The organism is Streptomyces sp. NBC_01707, assembly GCF_041438805.1.
In the GTDB taxonomy this organism is placed as follows: domain Bacteria; phylum Actinomycetota; class Actinomycetes; order Streptomycetales; family Streptomycetaceae; genus Streptomyces.
In genome coordinates, this window is the sequence record NZ_CP109190.1 from 5,768,126 (window position 1) to 5,786,185 (window position 18,060).

Genomic DNA, 18,060 nt, shown 5'->3' on the forward strand with positions numbered 1-18,060 from the left:
GGGGCCGGAGTCAGACCACGCAGAACTCGTTGCCCTCCGGGTCGGCCATCTCCACGTGATCGGGCCGGCCGTCCATCTCGTACTCGCGCACCACGGTCGCGCCGGCGGCGGTCAGGCGGGTGACCGCCTCGGTCACGCGCGGCCACCGCACCTCCCACGGCGTCTCGCGGCCGCCACCGGCCTGTACGTCCAGGTGCATGCGGTTCTTCGCCACCTTCGGCTCCGGCACCTTGAGGAAGGACAGCGTCGGCCCCACCCCCTCCGGATCGCTCAGGTACGCGCCGTCGTCCCACTCCTCCTCCGGGACGCCGTGGTGGGCGAACCACTCCTCCCAGCTCCCGAAACCGGCGGGCGGAGGCTTCGGCACGTAGCCGAGGGCGAGCGCCCAGAACTCCGCCAGCCTGGCCGGATGCGCACAGTCGAGCGTCACGGTCCACCTGGTCGACATGGTGGTTACTCCTCGGTCCGGGTCGATGACAGGGACCGTATCGCGCGCCTCTGACACCCGTGCGGCAGCGGTCTCACGCCGGATGTGATCGACCGGCCGGGGGACGTACCGGCTCCAACCGCCGGACACGGCTGTCCGGCGACCGCCCGGGCGACGGAGCCGCTGTACTCCCTCCCTCTTGTCTGATGCACCGTCAGGTACGACGATGGCACCCGCCTCGAAAATGACGGTACGTCAGATTCGGTCGGGGCGGACACGGAGGAAGGGAGGCGACCCGGTGCCGATACTGCCCGCCGGGCGACTGTCGTACGGGATGCAGCTCCCGGTCCAGTCGCAGAGCACCATCTATACGGAAGCGTGGGAGGCCTCGGCCGGGCCCGGTGATCTCGCCGAGATCGCCCGCACCGCCGACCGCACCGGCTTCGCCTATCTGGCGAGCTGCGACCATGTCGCGATTCCTCGGCGGCTCGCCGAGGTCATGAGCACCGTCTGGTACGACCCGGTGGCCACCCTCGCCTTCCTCGCGGGGATCACCGAACGCGTTCTGCTGATGAGCCATGTCGCCGTCGTCGGGCTGCGTCACCCACTCGCCACCGCCAAGCAGTACGCCACCCTCGACCACCTGTCCGGCGGCCGGCTGATCCTCGGGGTCGGGGCCGGGCATGTGCGGGAGGAGTTCGAGGCGCTCGGGGCGGATTTCGACGGTCGCGGCGGCGTGCTCGACGAGACGATCGACGCGCTGAAGGCCGCGCTCGGGCCGGAGGAGTACCCGGAGTTCGCCGGGGAACGGTTCTCGTTCAGCGGGCTGGGGCAGCGGCCGCGGCCCGCGCAGGAGCGGGTGCCCGTCTGGGTGGGCGGTTCCTCGCCCGCCGCCCTGCGCCGGGCCGCGCTGCGCGGGGACGGGTGGCTGCCGCAGGGCGACCCCAGGGACCGGCTGCCGCAGCAGATCGCCGGAGTCCGGGCGCTGCGGGAGGAGGCCGGTATCGAGGAGCCGCTGGTCGTCGGTGCCATCACCGAGCCGCTGTACGTGGGGGAGCCGGCGTGGTCCGTGGGGCGGCGCACGCTCAGCGGGAAGCCGGAGGCCATGGCCGAGTCGCTGCGCGCGTACGGGGCGATGGGTGTGCACCAGATCCAGGTGCGGTTCCGCAGTCGCAGTCGTGGCGAACTGACCGATCAGATGGCGGCGTTCGCCGCCGATGTCGCTCCGTACCTCGACCAGCAGTAAGGAGTAGGGACATGGGCAAGCTGGATGGGCGCACCGTTCTCATCAGCGGCGCGGCGCGCGGGCAGGGTGAGCAGGAGGCGCGGCTCTTCGTCGCCGAGGGCGCGCGGGTGGTGATCGCCGATGTGCTCGACGACCAGGGGGAGGCCCTGGCGAAGGAGCTGGGGGAGGGGGTCGCCCGGTTCGTGCATCTCGATGTGAGCCGGGAGGAGGAGTGGCAGCGCGCCGTGGCCACCGCCAAGGACGCCTTCGGGAGGATCGACGGGCTGGTCAACAACGCCGGGATCCTGCGGTTCAACGAGCTGGTGTCGACGCCTCTGGAGGAGTTTCGGCAGGTCGTGCAGGTCAACCAGGTCGGCGCGTTCCTGGGGATCAAGAACGTCGCCCCCGAGATAGAGGCCGCGGGTGGCGGGACCATCGTCAACACCGCCTCGTACACGGGGCTCACCGGGATGGCCTTCGTGGGGGCGTACGCGGCGACCAAGCATGCCGTGCTGGGGCTGACCAGGGTCGCGGCGGTCGAGCTCGCGGCGAAGGGGATACGGGTCAACGCGGTCTGCCCCGGGGCCGTGGACACCGCGATGACCAATCCGGCCGCGCTGGATCCGGCCGCGGACCCGGAGGAGTCAAGGGAGGCGGTGGCCGGGCTCTACAAGAAGCTCGTGCCGCTCGGGCGGATCGGACAACCGGAGGAGGTGGCGGCCCTCGCGCTCTTCCTGACCTCGGACGACTCCTCGTACATCACCGGTCAGCCGTTCGTCATCGACGGCGGGTGGCTGGCGGGCGTCAGTCTTTTCTGAGGGCGTCAATAGCTGACGGAGCGTCAGCTATTGACGGGTCGGACCGTCGGTGGAACAGTCGGTCGCATCACAATCTGACGATGTGTCAGAAATGATTGAGGACGGTGAACCCCCTTGGAATTCGGGCTGTTTGTACAGGGGTACGTACCCGCCGCGCGCGCCGAGGTCGACCCCGAGGCGGAGCACAAGGCGCTGATCGAGGAGACCGAGTACGTCATCCAGGCGGACAAGTCCGGCTTCAAGTACGCCTGGGCCTCGGAGCACCACTTCCTGGAGGAGTACTCGCATCTCTCGGCCAACGACGTGTACCTGGGGTACCTCGCGCACGCCACCGAACGGATCCACCTCGGCTCCGGCATCTTCAACCCCCTCGCCCCCGTCAACCACCCCGTGAAGGTGGCCGAGAAGGTCGCCATGCTCGACCATCTGTCGGAGGGGAGATTCGAGTTCGGCTCGGGGCGCGGGGCCGGCAGCCACGAGATCCTCGGGTTCATGCCGGGCATCACCGACATGAACCACACCAAGGAACTCTGGGAAGAGACCATCGCCGAGTTCCCCAAGATGTGGCTCCAGGACGAGTACGTCGGCTTCCAGGGCAAGCACTGGTCGCTGCCGCCCCGCAAGATCCTGCCGAAGCCGTACGGGAAGTCGCACCCGGCGATGTGGTACGCGGCCGGGTCGCCGTCCTCGTACGCCATGGCCGCCAGGAAGGGGCTCGGCGTGCTGGGGTTCAGCGTGCAGAAGGTCTCCGACATGGAGTGGGTCGTCGATTCGTACAAGACGGCCGTCAAGGACGCGGAGCCGGTCGGCGGCTTCGTCAACGACAACGTCATGGTGACGTCGACGGCCATATGCGCCGAGACGCACGCCAAGGCCGTCGAGATCGCGGTCGGCGGCGGGCTGAACTACCTGCAGTCGCTGCTGTTCCGCTACCACGACACGTTCCCGAGGCCCGAAGGCATTCCGGAGTGGCCGGAGCTGCTGCCCGAGTACAGCGAGGAGATCATCGAGCTGCTGATCGCCGAGGAGCTGATGATCTGCGGTGATCCGGACGAGGTGCTGCGGCAGTGCCGGCGGTGGGAGCAGGCGGGGGCGGATCAGCTGAGCTTCGGGCTGCCGATCGGGATCAGCCGCGAGGACACGATGAACTCGATCCGGCTGATCGGTGAACATGTGATTCCGAAGATCGATACGGATCCGGTGCACCGGACGACGCGGTTCCGCACGGCGGCGTAGGCGGGGGAGCTGCCCCCGGATCCCCGCTCCTCGATCGCCGGAGCGGCATGAGCTGGAGCGGCGTCTTCCCGGACCGCCGCTCCGCGAGCCGGGGTGCGTACCGCGGTCGTACGCACCCCGGCTGCATCCCGTACAGATCAGAAGGGAACCCGACATGCTCGACCACCTCATCCGCGGAGCGACCGTCGTGGACGGCACCGGTGCTCCCTCGTACATTGCCGACCTCGGTGTCCGCGACGGCCGCATCGCCGTCATCGCCGAGCCCGGCACCCTCACCGAGGAGGCCGTGACCTCGGAGGACGCCACCGGATTCGTGCTCGCCCCCGGCTTCGTCGACCCCCACACCCACTACGACGCCCAGCTCTTCTGGGACCCGTACGCCACGCCGTCCATGAACCACGGCGTCACCACCGTCGCCGGTGGCAACTGCGGGTTCACCCTCGCCCCGCTCCACCCGGACCGGCCCGACGACGCCGACTACACCCGCCGCATGATGTCCAAGGTCGAAGGGATGGCCCTCAAGGCCCTGGAGGAGGGCGTCGACTGGTCCTGGTCCACCTTCCGCGAGTACCTCGACGCCCTCGAAGGGCGGATCGCCGTCAACGCCGGGTTCATGGTCGGCCACTGCGCCCTGCGCCGGCACGTCATGGGCGCCGACGCGGTCGGCGGACAGCCCGGACCCGCCCAGCTCGACGCCATGCTGAGGCTCCTCCACGACGCCATGGACGCCGGTGCCTGGGGGCTCTCCACCACTCAGTCCGCCACGCACTCCGACGGCGACGGCAAGCCCGTGGCCTCCCGGCACGCACTGCCCGAAGAGCTCCTCGCTCTCTCCCGCGCCGTCGGCGAACACGAGGGCACCCAGCTCGAAGCGATCGTCGCGGGCTGCCTCGACCAGTTCTCCGACGACGAGATCGACCTCCTCGTCGACATGACCGCCGCCGCCGGCCGCCCCCTCAACTGGAACGTCCTGACCGTCGACGCCGCCGTCCCCGAACGCGTACCGCGCCAGCTGGTCCCCAGCGAACTCGCCCGTCGGGCGGGCGGCCGGATCGTCGCCCTCACCATGCCGATCCTCACCCCCATGAACATGTCGCTCGGCACCTTCTGCGCCCTCAACCTCATCCCCGGCTGGGGCGAGATCCTCTCCCTCCCCGTCCCCGAACGGATCGAGCGGCTCCGCGACAACGCCGTCCGCGCCGAGATGCTGCGCCGTGCCGACAGCAAGGAGGCAGGCGTCTTCCGGCGTCTCGCCGACTTCGGCAGGTACGTCATCGGCGACACGTACAGCGCGGCGAACGAGGGCCTCAGCGGGCGCGTCGTACGCGACATCGCCGCCGAGCGCGGCCAGGACCCGTTCCACTGCCTCGTCGAGATCTGCGCCGCCGACGAGCTGCGTACGGTGCTGTGGCCCATGCCCACCGACAACGACCCGGACTCCTGGGCGCTGCGGCAGCGGACCTGGCAGCACGAGGACGTCCTGCTCGGCGGTTCCGACGCGGGCGCCCATCTGGACCGGATGTGTGGCGCCCCGTACACCACCCGCTTCCTCGGTGACTGCCTGCGCGGCCGGAAACTCGTCCCCCTCGAACAGGCCGTCAAGATGCTCACCGACGACCCCGCCCAGCTCTTCGGGCTGCGCGACCGGGGCAGGATCCAGGAAGGCTTCCACGCCGACCTCGTGCTCTTCGACCCCGAGCGCATCGACGCCGGGCCCGCCACCCTCGTCCACGATCTGCCCGGCGACAGCCCACGCCTCGACTCCAAGGCCATCGGCATCGTGTCGGTCCGCGTCAACGGCGTCGAGACGCTGCGCGACGACAAGGTGACCGGCGCGGTCCCCGGTACCGTGCTCCGCTCCGGCCGCGACACCCGGACGGTGAGCACCCGATGACCACCGCACCCCAGCGCCTCTTCATCGGCGGAGAGTGGACCGAGCCCGACCACGGCCACTACGAGGTGATCGATCCGGCCACGGAGCAGACCGTCGGTCTCGCACCCGAGGCGAGCCGCGAGCAGGTGTACGCGGCGGCCGCCGCGGCCCGTGAGGCCTTCCCCGCCTGGTCCCGCACCCGCCCCGAGGAGCGGGCCACGATTCTCGACCGCGCCGCCGACCTGATGCACCGCGACCTCACCGCCAACGCCGCGCTCGCCCGGGCGGAGAGCGGCGCGACGACGGGAACGGCGCGGTCCATGCAGGTCGCCGTCGGCGCGGCCCGCTTCCGGCGGTACGCGAAGGGCGCCCTGGAGCCCGTCGAGGAGGCGATCGCGCCGCAGATCAACGAGGCAGGTCCGATGGGCCGGGCCGGTGTCTTCGGCGCGGTCGCCGTACGCCAGCCGGTCGGCGTCGTCACCTGCATCACCTCGTACAACAATCCGTGGGCCAACCCGGCCGGCAAGGTCGCCCCCGCGCTCGCCATGGGCAACACGGTGGTCGTGAAGCCCGCCCCGCAGGACCCGCTCTCCGTCTACCGGATGGCTGAGGCCCTCGCCGAGGCGGGCGTGCCGTCGGGGGTCGTCAACGTCGTCACGGGTTCGGGCCCTGAGGCCGGCGAGGCGGCCGTCGACTCGCCGGACGTCGACATGGTCAGCTTCACCGGCTCCACGTCCGTCGGACGACGCATCGCCGAGGTGTGCGGGCGAGGGATGAAGCGGCAGTTGATGGAGCTGGGCGGCAAGGGCGCCGCAGTCGTCCTCGACGATGCCGATCTGGACGCGGCGGTGGCGGGCATCGGCACGACGTTCTCGTTCTACAGCGGACAGATCTGCACGGCTCCGACGCGCGTCCTCGTGCAGCGCGGCAGCCACGACGCGCTGATCGAGAAGCTTGTCGCGTATGCGGGGCGTCTGGCGGTCGGCGACCCGGCGGCGCCGGGCACGGTCGTCGGGCCGGTCATCTCCGCCGCCCACCGCGACCGCATCGAGGCGTACGTCGATCTCGGCCGGAAGGAGGGTGCGCGGGTGGTCACCGGCGGCGCGCGGCCGTCGCACGTCGACCGGGGCTTCTACGTCGCGCCGACGCTCCTCGCCGACTGCACCAACGACATGCGGGTCGTCCGGGAGGAGATCTTCGGCCCGGTCGTCGTGGTCGTCCCCTTCGACGACGAGGAGGAAGGCATCGCACTCGCCAACGACAGCGACTACGGACTGATCGACTACGTGTGGTCCGGGGACGTGGCCCGGGCCTTCCGGGTGGCGCGGCGGCTGCGCGCCGGCGGAGTCGGGGTGAACACGATCGGCCGGAACATGGAGGCCCCGTTCGGCGGGTTCAAGAGGAGCGGAGTCGGGCGCGACGTCGGCTCGTACGCGCTGCACGCGTACAGCGAACTGCAGGCGATCGTCTGGCCGGGCTGAGCACCGCTGCGGCGCGTCCGTCCGGTATGCGGACAGGCGCGGGAAAATTCTGAACCAGCACAAAGCGGACGGAGCTGCGGTTCTCGCACGGGATCCCGATCGAAGGTCGCCATTCATCGGCAGGTCCCGTACTCGATTCTCCTTCAATTCATCGAATTACAGCTGCAATTAAGGCGATGATTCAAGAGGGAGGTCTCGGAGTTCAGCCCTCCGGATGTGGATATCGCAGCGCATACCGTCCCTTGTATGACTCAGCTGGACGCGCGGCCCCGGGCCGGAGACGCGGTACCGGGCACCGCCCCGGCCGACGGCGGTGTACGCGGCAAGGGGCTCGGCGGGAACTCCGTCGGCCTGATGGGCAGCGCCGTCATCGGCATCTCGACCGTGGCGCCCGTCTACTGCCTGACGTCCACCCTCGGCTCCACCGCGGGCGAGGTCGGCGTCCAGATGCCCGCTGTCTTCCTGGCCGGCTTCCTGCCGATGCTGCTGGTCGCGTTCGCGTACCGCGAACTCAACAAGGTCATGCCGGACTGCGGCACCTCCTTCACCTGGACGGTGAAGGCGTTCGGCCCGCGCATCGGCTGGATGTGCGGCTGGGGCCTGGTCATCGCGACGATCATCGTCCTGTCGAACCTGGCAGGCGTGGCGACCTCGTACTTCTGGCTGCTCGCCGGCGAGATCACCGGTAGTGACTCGATCGCCGCGCTGGACGACAGCAAGCCCGTCCACATCCTCACCTGTCTCCTCCTGATCGCGGCCGCCACCGCGATCAGCTACCGGGGAATGACCACCACGAAGGGCCTCCAGTACGCGCTGGTGGGACTCCAACTCGTGGTCCTCGCCCTGTTCGTGGCGATGGCGGTACAGAAGGGAACGAGCGGCGACTTCGCGACGTCGGCCGACTTCTCGTGGTCGTGGCTGAACCCGTTCGCCGTGAAGTCCTTCGCGGCCTTCACCGCGGGTCTGTCTCTGTCGATCTTCATGTTCTGGGGCTGGGACACCTGCCTGACCGCCAATGAGGAGACGATCGGCAGCGAGAAGACGCCCGGGCGTGCCGCCCTCATCGCCATGGTCGTCCTGGTGGGTTCCTACCTCGCCACTGCCGTCGCCGCCCAGATGGCCGTCGGCTCCGGCACCACCGGCCCGGGTCTGGCCGACCCGGACAGCTCCGACAACGTCTTCGCCGCGCTAGCCGGCCCGGTCATGGGCCCCGGCCTCGGCATCCTGCTCTTCGTCGCCGTCCTCGCCTCGGCCGCCGCGAGCCTGCAGACCACCTTCATCCCGGTGGCCCGCACGGTGCTGGCGATGTCCACGTACGAGGCCCTGCCCGCCTCGTACGCCCGCGTCCACCCGCGCTTCAGGACCCCGGGGAAGGCGACCGTCACGGCGGGCGTCGCCACCGGTGTCTTCTACACCGTCATGACCCTGGTCAGCGAGCACGTCCTGGTCGACACGATCTACGCGCTCGGCCTCATGATCTGCTTCTACTACGCGCTGACGGCCTTCGCCTGCGCCTGGTACTTCCGCGCCGAACTCACCCGTTCCGCCCGGGACCTTGTCTTCAAGGGCCTCTTCCCGGTCGCCGGCGGCATCCTGCTCACCGCGGTGTTCTCCAAGACCCTCTACGACATGTGGGATCCGTCCTACGGCTCCGGTTCGTCGGTCCTCGGCGTCGGCTCGGTGTTCGTGATCGGCGTCGGGCTGCTGCTTCTCGGTGTGGTCCTGATGCTGGTGATGCAGCGCAGGAGCCCTTCGTTCTTCCGTGGAGACGTGCTGACGAAGGAGACTCCCGCGCTGGTCGTGGAGGACTGAGCGGCCACCCGCGGGTGCGTGGGGGGCGGGGCGGCGATCAGGCGGCCGTGCGCCAGTAACCCAGCGCGTTCACCCGTTCCTTGGCGACGGCCAGTTCCTTGCGTACGTACGTGGCCAGCGAGCGCGTCGTGGCCGTGTCGCAGGCGATCCAGATGTACGCCTCCGAGGGGTCGCCGAGCAGCGCGGGCAGCGCGGCCCTCACCTCGTCGACCAGGTGGGCACCCGCGTCGCGGCGCGGCACCCTGTGCAGGGTGTGGCGGTCCGGGTCCAGCCGGAACGGCAGTTCCTCGTCGGAGTCGTGCGTCGTCTCGAACCAGATCGTCGCCGGGGTCCGCGGGGCCGCGTCCAGCAGGGAGTTGATGGCGGGCAGGGAGGCCGGGTCGCCGATCACGAAGAGCCGGGCGGGCCGTGGCTCGGGCAGGGTGAAGCCGGTGCCCTGGAGCGTCGCCTCGATGGTGTCGCCGGGCTGCGCCTTTCGTGCCCAGTCGCTCGCGGCGCCGTCGTGCAGGGCGAATTCGAGACTGAACGTCCCGGTGGCCGGGTCCGGGTCGACCAGGGTGTAGGCGCGCTGGTGCGGTCTGCCCGCCTGCTCGAACCAGATCCTGACCCACATCGTCGGGTGCGCGCCGCCGGTCGCGGCGAGCAGCCCGCCGTCGGTCAGATGCACCCGGCGGAAGTCGTCGGTGACCTGTTCGGCCCCGGTCACGGTGAACTCGAAGTCCTTCCCGCGCATGAGTTTGAGGACGACGCCCTCCCAGCCATGCCCCACAGCTGTCTCCCTCCCCGGAGATCCATCTCAGATCGCTTTTAGGTTAGGCTAACCTAAATTATGGGGGCCCGGGAGTCGAGCGAGGGCGGGAACGGCATGCACAACGAGGTCTACCGGGACGACTGGGGCATACCCCATCTGCGAGCGGCGGGCGCCCGCGAACTCGCCTATGCCCAGGGGCGCAACGCCGCCCTGGACCGCGCCTGGCAGATCGAGGTCGAACGGCACCGGGCGCAGGGCACGACGGCCGCCTTCCTCGGTGCGGAGGCCGTGGAGTGGGACCGGTTCGCCCGACGGGCCCGGCTGGACGACACCGCCCGCCGCTGCTTCGAGCGCCTCGCTCCGGAGACCGCCGACTGGGTGCGGGCGTACGTCGACGGCGTCAACGCGGGACTGGGCGAAGGGGCGGGGGGAGCTCCCGAGTTCGCCGCCGCCGGACTCGTGCCGGGCACCTGGCAGCCGTGGACCCCGCTGGGTGTCTGGCTCGCCACCCACATCCTGTTCGCGGGCTTCCCCACCAAGCTCTGGCGCGAGGAGGTCGCCCGCCTGCTGGGCGACGACGCGATCGAACTCTTCGCCACCGACGGTCCCGGCACCTCCGGCAGCAACGGCTGGCTCGTCACCGCCGAGCGCACCACGACCGGGGCGCCGATCATCGCGGGCGACCCGCACCGGTTCATCGAGGACCCCGGCGTCTACCAGCAGATCCGGCTCGCCTGCCCCGAGTTCGACGTGGTGGGCCTCGCCGTCCCCGGCGTTCCCGGCATCGCGCACTTCGGGCACACCGGGGAGGTCGCCTGGGCGATCACCAATGCCATGGCCGACTACCAGGACCTCTACCGGGAACGGCTGCGGCGTACACCGGCCGGCGGGGTGCAGGCGCTCGGTCCCGACGGCTGGGAGACGGCCGCCTCCCACATCGAGACCATCGAGGTGGCGGGCGCCGCCACGGTGACCGTCGAGGTCGTCGAGACCGGCCGCGGGCCGGTGATCAGCGGCGGACCGGACAGCGGCGAGGAAGCCGTCAGCCTCCGCCACCCGCCCCGCGTCACCGGCGAACTCGGCTTCGACGCCCTGCCCGCACTGCTCCGCGCCCGCACGGTCACCGACCTCGACGTCGCCCTGGACCGCTGGGTGGAGCCCGTCAATGTGGTCCTGGCTGCGGACACGGCGGGCGCGACGCTGCACCGGGTCGCCGGACACGTCCCCCTGCGCCCGCACACGAACCGGCTGCGTACCGTGCCCGCCTGGGACGCCGCGTACGCCTGGCAGACCCGCCGCGCACCGATGGTGCGCGCGGACGTCCACGGCGCGGCGGTGATGGCCAACCAGCGCGGGATCGCCGCCCCGCTCGGCGTCGAGTTCGCACCCCCGCACCGCGCCGACCGGATCCAGGAACTGCTCGACGAGTCCGCCCGCTGGACCGCCAAGGACATGGCGGCCGTTCACATGGACACCCATCTCGCCTCAGCCGAACCCCTGTTGAGGCTGCTGGAGGAGGTGACGGAGCTCAGCGGCCCGGAGGCCGCAAGGCAGCGCGATCGGCTGCTGCGCTGGGACCGGAGGATGGACGCCGACAGCACGGACGCCACGCTGTACGCGGCACTGCGCGCCGAGGTCGTGCACCGGCTGGCGGCCCACCCGGCGCTCGCTCCGCTGCACGGTTCGGCGCACTCGGATCCGTACCCGGATCTGTTCCTCCCGTGGCTGGCGACGGTGCCGAGGATCGCCTACGCCCTTGAGGGCCTGCTGACGGGGGACGACGGGCCGCTGACGCACGCGGACCGGGTGGCGGTGGTCGCGGGCGCGATGGAGCGCGTCGCGGGCGCGGAAGTGACACGTCCCTGGGGTGAGTTGCACCGGCTCGCGCCCTGGCGGGCGCTGCCCGGTGCCGACTCCGACGAGAGCCGGCCGGGGCTCGCGGGTGACCACGACTGTGTGCTGTCCACGTCCAGCGTCCCTGGCGTGACCGACCGCAGCGCCCGCGGTCCCGCCGCCCGCTACGTATGGGACCTGGCGCGGCGCGAGGACAGCCTGTGGGTGGTCCCGTTCGGGGCGTCCGGAGTCCCGGGGGGCGCGCACCACCGTGATCAACTTCCGCTGTGGGTACGGGGGGAGCTCGCCCCCGTCGTCACGGACTGGAATCTGCTGCACCGAGAAGAGGAGAAGCGTGACGTGAGTGCCGAGACGAGCGCCGGGGCGCGAGCCGAGTCCGCCGTGTTCGAACGGAAGGTCGACGGCTTCGGCACGGTCTCCCTCGTCCCTGTCGATCCGGCCCGCGACCTCGACGTGCTCCACGCCTGGGTCACCGAGGACCGCGCCCGCTTCTGGGGCATGGGCGGGTACAGCCGCGAACAGGTCCTGGAGACCTACGAGTTCCTGGACTCGCTCACCACGCACCACGCCTACCTCGCGTACTGCGGCGGCGTCCCGGTCGCGCTCTTCCAGACGTACGAGCCGGACGCCGACCCGCTCGGCGAGTGCTACGACGTACAGCCCGGCGACCACGGTGTCCATCTGCTGATCGGTCCCACCGGCACCGGCGGACCCGTGGCGGGCTTCACCGGTGCGCTGCTCTCCGTACTCATCGACTACGTCTTCAGCGACCCCGCGCATCTGCGGGTCGTCGTCGAGCCCGACGCCCGTAACGCGAAGGGGGTCGCCCGGATGGTCCGGGCCGGCTTCGAGCTGGGTCCGGAGATCGACAAGCCGGAGAAGCGGGCCCGGCTGGCGTTCCTGAGCCGGGCGGCGGCCCTGGGCGCGTAGGGACGTAGGGGCCGACCGGCCGTGCCGGTCGGTCGGCCCCGCCGGAAGCCGGTGCCGGGCCCGCGCCGACGGGCCGCCCCTCAGGCCGGCGCTCCGACGTCCTCGACGACGTGCTTGTCCAGTGCGGCGCGCACCAGGGCCGCCGCGAGCACGGCCGGCCCGCGGTCGTCGGCCTGCTCCGCCAGCCGTGCGAGCTCGGCCGGCGAGGCGGGCAGCCCCAGTTTCTCCGCTCCCTGAAGAGCCTTCGCGTCCAGGAACGGCCCCGTCTCCGGCCACACGGCCTGCACTTCGCGCACGAAGATGTCCGCACCGGCCGGTCCCATGCCAGGGGTCCTGCGCAGTCCGTTCCGCAGGATGTCCAGGTCGCCGTCGGCCTCCTTGCGCAGCCGCCGCAGATCACCCCCGTACTCGACCAGCAGGAGCTCTGCACCGTCGCCGAGCTGTGTGGCGGTGCGTTCGTCGTAGCGTTGGTAGCCGCCCTCGCCCAGCGCGTCGACGCGCTGCTGCCGGGTCGCCCCGATCATCCGGTCCGGGGACCGCATGCCGTGGGCGAACAGCGCGCGTGCCGCCGCCACCGCCACGGACGCCCGGATGCGGGCGCTCAGCAGATCGCTGAGCACGAGGAGTTGGTACAGCGGCTGCGGCGTGTTCCGCAGCTGGATGCCGGCCTCGGCGGCATAGGTGGTGCCGTAGCGGCTGAGAAGGACCTCCACGGTCCCGCGGGCGGTCATGAGGACCCGCCCCCTTCCTCGGCGGCGACCTGCTGCAGGGTGCGCCCCGTCCGGGCCGAGCGTGCCCGGTAGGGGTCGGGTGTGCCGGGCCCGTCATGGGTGGCGCGCCCGTCCCTGGCCTTGATCAGCAGCCATATCTCCTCACCCGGGGCATCGCTCTCGCCGCCGCCCTTGAAGCGGGTGAGGGCGAACTCGCCGTGCAGCTTGGCGCCGTCGAGCCAGAAGGTCGCGTGCCCGTCCTCCAGGGACTGTTCGAACGGCACAGGTGCGCCCCAGCGGTCGTGACTGAGCGGCCGGTAGGTGCCCTGGTCCCAGACGATCACCGTGCCGCCGCCGTACTCGCCCTTCGCGATGACTCCCTCGAACGTGCGGTACTCCAGCGGGTGGTCCTCCGTGGGGACGGCCAGCCGCTTCTCGCGCGGATTCTCCGAAGGACCGCGCGGCACCGCCCATGACTTCAATACGCCGTCGACCTCCAGGCGGAAGTCGAAGTGCATGCGCCGCGCCTGGTGGATCTGGACCACGAAACAGGGCGCCGCACCCGTCCGTCCGGCGTCGCCGCGTGGCTCGTCGGTCGTGTCGAAGTGCCGTTTGCCGCGGTAGTCCCGGAGCCGGTCGTCGTTTTCGCCGGTCATGTCCGGACGCCTCCTCCCGGCAGCCCCGCCCGGTGTCCCCCTTCCACTGTGTCGCGCCCGGCGGTGAAGCGCACAGGGAGGGTGGGACGCTGCGCAGGTATGTTGACATCAAGTATCTTGACATCGAGACGATGCTCCCGCAGGCTCCTCTCTTGGCTCATTGATCTCTTGATGTCGAGACATATCCGAGGGGGCATCCGATGCGGCGCGGCAACGGGAGCGGGGAACCGGAGATCCGGAGAGGCCGGCAAAGTCTGCCGGCCCGGCTGCGCAATCCGCCGGGCGGCCGCAACGCGCGGGTCATGCTGCTCGCTCTGGCCCTGGACCGGACCGGCTCGGGGCTGTGGGCCGCGTCCTCGGTCCTGTACCTCACCTTCGTGACACAACTGAGCGCCCGACAGATCGGCGTCCTGCTGGGCGTGGCCGGAGTGGCGGGTATCGCCGGCTCACCGCTGGCCGGACGTCTGGCCGGCCGCTTCCCGGTGCGCCCGCTGCTGATCGGCTGCCACCTGCTCCGTCTGGTGACGCTCGTCCTGGTGCTGGTGTGCAGCGGCTTCGAGACGCTCCTGCCCGTCATCGCCGTCACGTACCTCGGCGACAGGGCGGCGAAGATGCTGGAGATGCTGTTCGCCACCAGGACGGCGGGCGAGCAGCGCGCGGCCTACCAGGCACTGTCCCGCAGCGTGGCCAACGGGGGATACGCCGTGGGAGCGGGGATCGCGGCCATGGGCCTGGCCGTGGGGACCAGCGACGCCTACCGGGCCCTGATCCTGGGCAACGCGCTGTCCTTCGTCGTCGCCGCTGCGCTGGTGTGGCGCACGAGCGAGCCGCGGGACAAGGCCGTCGAGGTGGCACGGTCCGACGGCTCGGCAGCCGTGGCCCCGGCCGGGAAGCGGTCGCCCGTCCGCAGGGCCGGCCCGTGGCGGGACCGTGGCTATCTCACGTTCGTGCTGCTGGACATCCCCATGAGCCTCGACGACTCCATCCTCAACGTCGGCCTGCCGCTGTGGCTGGTGAACCGCACCTCGGCGCCGCACGCCGTCGCCCCGGCCTTCCTGATCATCAACACCGTGACGGTCGTGGTGCTGCAGATCAGCGTGTCGGCGCGGGCCGAGGGTCCGCGCCGGGCCACCCGGGCGGTGCTGCTGTACGGGGCCATGATGTTCGTCTGCTGTGCGTTCCTGGCAGTGGCCACCCGTGGCGGGACCTGGGTGGCCACTGCGGTGCTGCTCGCCGCCGCTCTGGTGGTCACCATGGCGGAACTGATGCGCTCGGTGAGTTCCTGGGAGCTGGCGGTGCTCCTCGCACCCCAGGACGCCCGCGCCGCGTATCTGGGGGTGGCGGGGATGTCCCAGTCCATCCAGAAGTCCGCCGGGCCACCGCTGCTGACCGGTGTGGTGATGGCTGCCGGGCCGGCTGGGTGGCTGGTGCTGGGCGCACTGGTCGCGGGCCTCTCGGTCGTGCAACGACGAGCCTGCACGCGACGGCTTCGGACTCTCCCACCACCTGTCCCGAAGAGGGCCGCCCCCGCACCGACCCCCTGAAGTCCGTCCGGCGGATCCGGGCCGGGCAGGCCCTACCCCTCCAGGAACACCGGGTTGGTGAGCGCCGCCGGTGCCCCCGGCAGTCCCGGCACGGTCGACGGGTGGCGGACTTCGGCGCGGACATAGGCGGCGTACGCCGGAGTCGTGCGCCACTCCACCGTCCCCGCACCCGACTCCGGCAGCACGGTGGTGAACAGCGTGCCCTGGTCCGTGACGAAGTGGGCGGTGCAGCCGGGCACCCCGGTCACCTCCAGCCGTACCGTGACCGGGCTGTCCGCGTCGGCCCGCAGCCGTTCACCGATCCCCGCGTGCCCGCCCCGCCCGCCCGAGGCGCCGAAGGAGAGGCTGACGGCGGACGACTCGGCGATGTACGAGTGCCCGGACCGGATGCCCGCGACGATCGCGTCGCGCGAGAGCTCCTCGGCGAGGACGACGGTCTGCGGCAGTCCCACCTTGTCCGGCTCGCGGTGCGCGTCGCTGTTGCCCATCGCCGGGACCCACGGCTTCGACGCGCGGACGGCCGCCACGAGGGAGTTGTCCCACTCGGCGAGCGCGATCTCGTCCTCCGGGGTGTACGGCCCGTTCCACACCTCCACCGCGTCCGCCTCACCGAAGCCGAACTTCCAGTGGCAGCCGATGCAGGTGGCGTGCGGATGGGCGGGGACCACCAGACCGCCCGCCCGGCGGACGGCCCTCGCGTAATGCCCGAAGCGGTTGTCGCGGGCCCGGTAGCGCCAGTCGACGAAGGTGCCCGGGTCCGTGGCGAGCGCGATCACATGGCCGTTGCGGGTGGTGATCTCCTCGCCCGTCAGGATGAGCAGGTCGTCGCCCCACAGCCCCTGCCACGCGCTGTGCGCGGCGTGGGTGTTGTGCTCGCTGCTGTTGATGAAGTCGAGCCCGGCGGCGCGCGCGGCGGTGGCGATCTCGGCGGGGGTGCGCCTGCCGTCCGAGTGGACGGAGTGCAGATGGCAGTCGCCGCGGTACCAGGCGCGGCCCCGGCCCTTGGCGCGCTCGGGCGGGTACCCGGGGGTCGGCGTGGTGCCGGGCTCGCCGAAGCGGAGGGTGATCGTCACCTCGTACGGGAGCCCTTCGGGCGCGACGGTGTACGGGCCCAGCGCGATGTTCCAGATCCCGGCCCGTACCGGCCCCGCGACATAACCGGGCGTCGCCGCGTCCGCCCGGATGAAGAAGTCGGCACGTGCTCCGCCGGACCAGCCACGGAACCCGCGACCGCCCAGCGCCGTGCCGCGCTCGTCGAAGATGCCGATGTCGAGGGCGTTGCCCTGGGTGCCGGCCGGGACGGGCGTCTTCTCGTAGGTGTACGAGACGGCGATCTCCCGTACCCCGCGCGGTACTTCGACCGGCAGATAGACGAAGTCGGGCGAACCGGTCGGCAGGATGCCGCGCACGGTCCTCGTCAGGTCGGCCTGGTCCGTACCGCCACCTTTGCCGTCGTCCTCGCCGGGCGCGGCGTTCGCGAAGCTCACAGTCGACAACGTTAGGGCGGTGGCGGCGGTCCCGACGAGCAGGCCGCGCCTGCCGAGCGGACCGTTCTGCGGGGTGTGCGATCCGGTCATGCGAGTGGCTCCCCGGGGTGTCGTGAGTGACGAGGGTGACGGACCCGAACCCTGCTATGGGGCCATGAACTCGCGGCAAACGGAAGAAGGTTGACGGACAGGAACCGTGACCCGAGAGGCCCTGGGCGTCCTGACCGGCACCGCATAGGTTGGGGCCAGACGACGACGGAGGTGCCCTCGCATGCGGATCGCCACAACGATCTTCCTCACCGACGAGACGATCGCGCCGGTACGGCTCGCGCGCGAACTCGAACAGCGTGGATTCGCCGGGCTCTATCTGCCCGAACACACCCACATCCCGGTGACCAGGGACACCCCGTACCCGGCGGGAGGCGAACTTCCGCCCGAGTACGGCCGCACCCTCGACCCGTTCGTCGCCCTCGGCCAGGCCGCCGCGGTCACGGAACACCTCGGGCTCGGCACCGGCATCACGCTGATCGCCCAGCACGACCCGATCGACCTGGCGAAGCAGATCGCCACGCTCGACCATCTCTCCGGCGGCAGGTTCACGCTCGGCCTCGGCTTCGGCTGGAACGTCGAGGAGGCCGCGGACCACGGGGTCACCTGGTCGACGCGGCGGGAGCTGGGCCGCGACCGAATGGCGTTGATGCGCGCCCTGTGGGCGGACGAACCCACGGGGTACGCGGGGGAGTTCGGCTCGGTCCGGGCCAGTCATGCGTACCCGAAGCCGGTCCAGGAACCGCGTGGCCCGGTGTCCGGCCCGCGTACCCTGATCGGCGGCGCGGCCGGCCCCAAGCTGTTCGCCCACATCGCGGAGTACGCGGACGGCTGGCTGCCGATCGGCGGCCGGGGGCTCACGGAGTCGGTGCCCGTGCTGCGCGCGGCCTGGGAGTCGGCGGGCCGCGACCCGAAGCAGCTCCAGGTGGTGCCGTACGCGGTGCTGCCGAGCGCGGGGAAGCTGGCGCACTACGCGGAGCTGGGCATCGAGGAGGTCGTGCTGCAGCTGCCTCCGGCCGGGGAGGCTGAGGTCCTGCGCACGCTGGACGACTACGCGCAGTATCTGTGACCTGGGGCCCACGCGGACGATCTGCGCCTCGACGCGCATGCCCGGGAGGAAGCTGTCGACGCCTTCGGGGGTCGCTGCCCAACTGGCGTCGGCAGCCGGCCGGGCAGGGGAAGCGGTAGCGGTACGTATGCGGAAGGGG

General features: G+C 71.1%; 14 protein-coding genes. 9 read left to right on the plus strand and 5 right to left on the minus strand.

Annotation, left to right across the window (positions count from 1 at the left end; genetic code table 11):
• Positions 1-10: 10 nt before the first annotated feature.
• Positions 11-448, minus strand: coding sequence for a VOC family protein (locus OG963_RS26025; protein WP_093776318.1), 438 nt, complete (start codon positions 446-448; stop codon positions 11-13).
• A gap of 277 nt (positions 449-725) precedes the next feature.
• On the opposite strand from OG963_RS26025, the gene OG963_RS26030 reads away from it, so the two are divergent.
• From OG963_RS26030 to OG963_RS26055, 6 genes are all read left to right on the plus strand, one after another.
• Positions 726-1,673 (plus strand): LLM class F420-dependent oxidoreductase, encoded by a 948-nt coding sequence (locus OG963_RS26030; RefSeq protein WP_093776320.1) that lies wholly within the window; start codon positions 726-728, stop codon positions 1,671-1,673.
• An 11-nt stretch (positions 1,674-1,684) separates the two neighbouring features.
• Positions 1,685-2,470 (plus strand): SDR family NAD(P)-dependent oxidoreductase, encoded by a 786-nt coding sequence (locus OG963_RS26035; protein ID WP_371799493.1) that lies wholly within the window; start codon positions 1,685-1,687, stop codon positions 2,468-2,470.
• Between the two features lie 114 nt (positions 2,471-2,584).
• Entirely contained in the window at positions 2,585-3,706 is a 1,122-nt protein-coding gene (locus tag OG963_RS26040) for an LLM class flavin-dependent oxidoreductase (protein WP_093776323.1), read from the plus strand.
• A 154-nt stretch (positions 3,707-3,860) separates the two neighbouring features.
• A complete protein-coding gene (locus tag OG963_RS26045; RefSeq protein ID WP_093930433.1) occupies positions 3,861-5,600 on the plus strand; it encodes an amidohydrolase family protein in 1,740 nt (579 codons plus the stop codon).
• The gene (locus OG963_RS26050) at positions 5,597-7,060 is read left to right on the plus strand and encodes an aldehyde dehydrogenase family protein (RefSeq protein ID WP_371799494.1); all 1,464 of its coding nucleotides are present in this window, start codon (positions 5,597-5,599) and stop codon (positions 7,058-7,060) included. Before OG963_RS26045 ends, OG963_RS26050 begins: the two co-directional genes overlap by 4 nt.
• A gap of 246 nt (positions 7,061-7,306) precedes the next feature.
• Positions 7,307-8,872: an APC family permease gene (locus OG963_RS26055; protein WP_093776329.1), complete on the plus strand. Its 1,566-nt coding sequence runs from the start codon at positions 7,307-7,309 to the stop codon at positions 8,870-8,872.
• A 37-nt stretch (positions 8,873-8,909) separates the two neighbouring features.
• On the opposite strand, the gene OG963_RS26060 is transcribed toward OG963_RS26055, so the two are convergent.
• A complete protein-coding gene (locus OG963_RS26060) occupies positions 8,910-9,641 on the minus strand; it encodes a siderophore-interacting protein (protein WP_030927953.1) in 732 nt (243 codons plus the stop codon).
• A gap of 60 nt (positions 9,642-9,701) precedes the next feature.
• Between OG963_RS26060 and OG963_RS26065 the strand changes: the two genes are divergently transcribed.
• Positions 9,702-12,407, plus strand: coding sequence for a GNAT family N-acetyltransferase (locus OG963_RS26065; RefSeq protein ID WP_371799495.1), 2,706 nt, complete (start codon positions 9,702-9,704; stop codon positions 12,405-12,407).
• 80 nt (positions 12,408-12,487) lie between these two features.
• Here OG963_RS26065 and OG963_RS26070 read toward each other — a convergent pair whose 3' ends face one another.
• Positions 12,488-13,138, minus strand: coding sequence for an endonuclease (locus OG963_RS26070; protein WP_093776335.1), 651 nt, complete (start codon positions 13,136-13,138; stop codon positions 12,488-12,490).
• On the minus strand, positions 13,135-13,773 hold the full coding sequence (locus tag OG963_RS26075; protein ID WP_093776337.1) for a DNA polymerase ligase N-terminal domain-containing protein: 639 nt from the start codon (positions 13,771-13,773) through the stop codon (positions 13,135-13,137). Before OG963_RS26075 ends, OG963_RS26070 begins: the two co-directional genes overlap by 4 nt.
• Positions 13,774-14,075: 302 nt before the next feature.
• On the opposite strand from OG963_RS26075, the gene OG963_RS26080 reads away from it, so the two are divergent.
• Entirely contained in the window at positions 14,076-15,317 is a 1,242-nt protein-coding gene (locus OG963_RS26080) for an MFS transporter (RefSeq protein WP_371799496.1), read from the plus strand.
• A gap of 32 nt (positions 15,318-15,349) precedes the next feature.
• Here OG963_RS26080 and OG963_RS26085 read toward each other — a convergent pair whose 3' ends face one another.
• Positions 15,350-16,894, minus strand: coding sequence for a CehA/McbA family metallohydrolase (locus OG963_RS26085; protein WP_093776339.1), 1,545 nt, complete (start codon positions 16,892-16,894; stop codon positions 15,350-15,352).
• Positions 16,895-17,075: 181 nt separating this feature from the next.
• Between OG963_RS26085 and OG963_RS26090 the strand changes: the two genes are divergently transcribed.
• Entirely contained in the window at positions 17,076-17,921 is an 846-nt protein-coding gene (locus OG963_RS26090) for an LLM class F420-dependent oxidoreductase (RefSeq protein ID WP_093776341.1), read from the plus strand.
• Positions 17,922-18,060: the final 139 nt, after the last annotated feature.

Coding starts and splice junctions, on each gene's coding strand:
- OG963_RS26025 (WP_093776318.1), bottom strand. CDS start 448: ATGTCGACCAGGTGGACCGTGACGCTCGACTGTGCGCATCCGGCCAGG.
- OG963_RS26035 (WP_371799493.1), top strand. CDS start 1,685: ATGGGCAAGCTGGATGGGCGCACCGTTCTCATCAGCGGCGCGGCGCGC.
- OG963_RS26045 (WP_093930433.1), top strand. CDS start 3,861: ATGCTCGACCACCTCATCCGCGGAGCGACCGTCGTGGACGGCACCGGT.
- OG963_RS26050 (WP_371799494.1), top strand. CDS start 5,597: ATGACCACCGCACCCCAGCGCCTCTTCATCGGCGGAGAGTGGACCGAG.
- OG963_RS26055 (WP_093776329.1), top strand. CDS start 7,307: ATGACTCAGCTGGACGCGCGGCCCCGGGCCGGAGACGCGGTACCGGGC.
- OG963_RS26065 (WP_371799495.1), top strand. CDS start 9,702: ATGGGGGCCCGGGAGTCGAGCGAGGGCGGGAACGGCATGCACAACGAG.
- OG963_RS26070 (WP_093776335.1), bottom strand. CDS start 13,138: ATGACCGCCCGCGGGACCGTGGAGGTCCTTCTCAGCCGCTACGGCACC.
- OG963_RS26075 (WP_093776337.1), bottom strand. CDS start 13,773: ATGACCGGCGAAAACGACGACCGGCTCCGGGACTACCGCGGCAAACGG.
- OG963_RS26080 (WP_371799496.1), top strand. CDS start 14,076: ATGCTGCTCGCTCTGGCCCTGGACCGGACCGGCTCGGGGCTGTGGGCC.
- OG963_RS26085 (WP_093776339.1), bottom strand. CDS start 16,894: ATGACCGGATCGCACACCCCGCAGAACGGTCCGCTCGGCAGGCGCGGC.
- OG963_RS26090 (WP_093776341.1), top strand. CDS start 17,076: ATGCGGATCGCCACAACGATCTTCCTCACCGACGAGACGATCGCGCCG.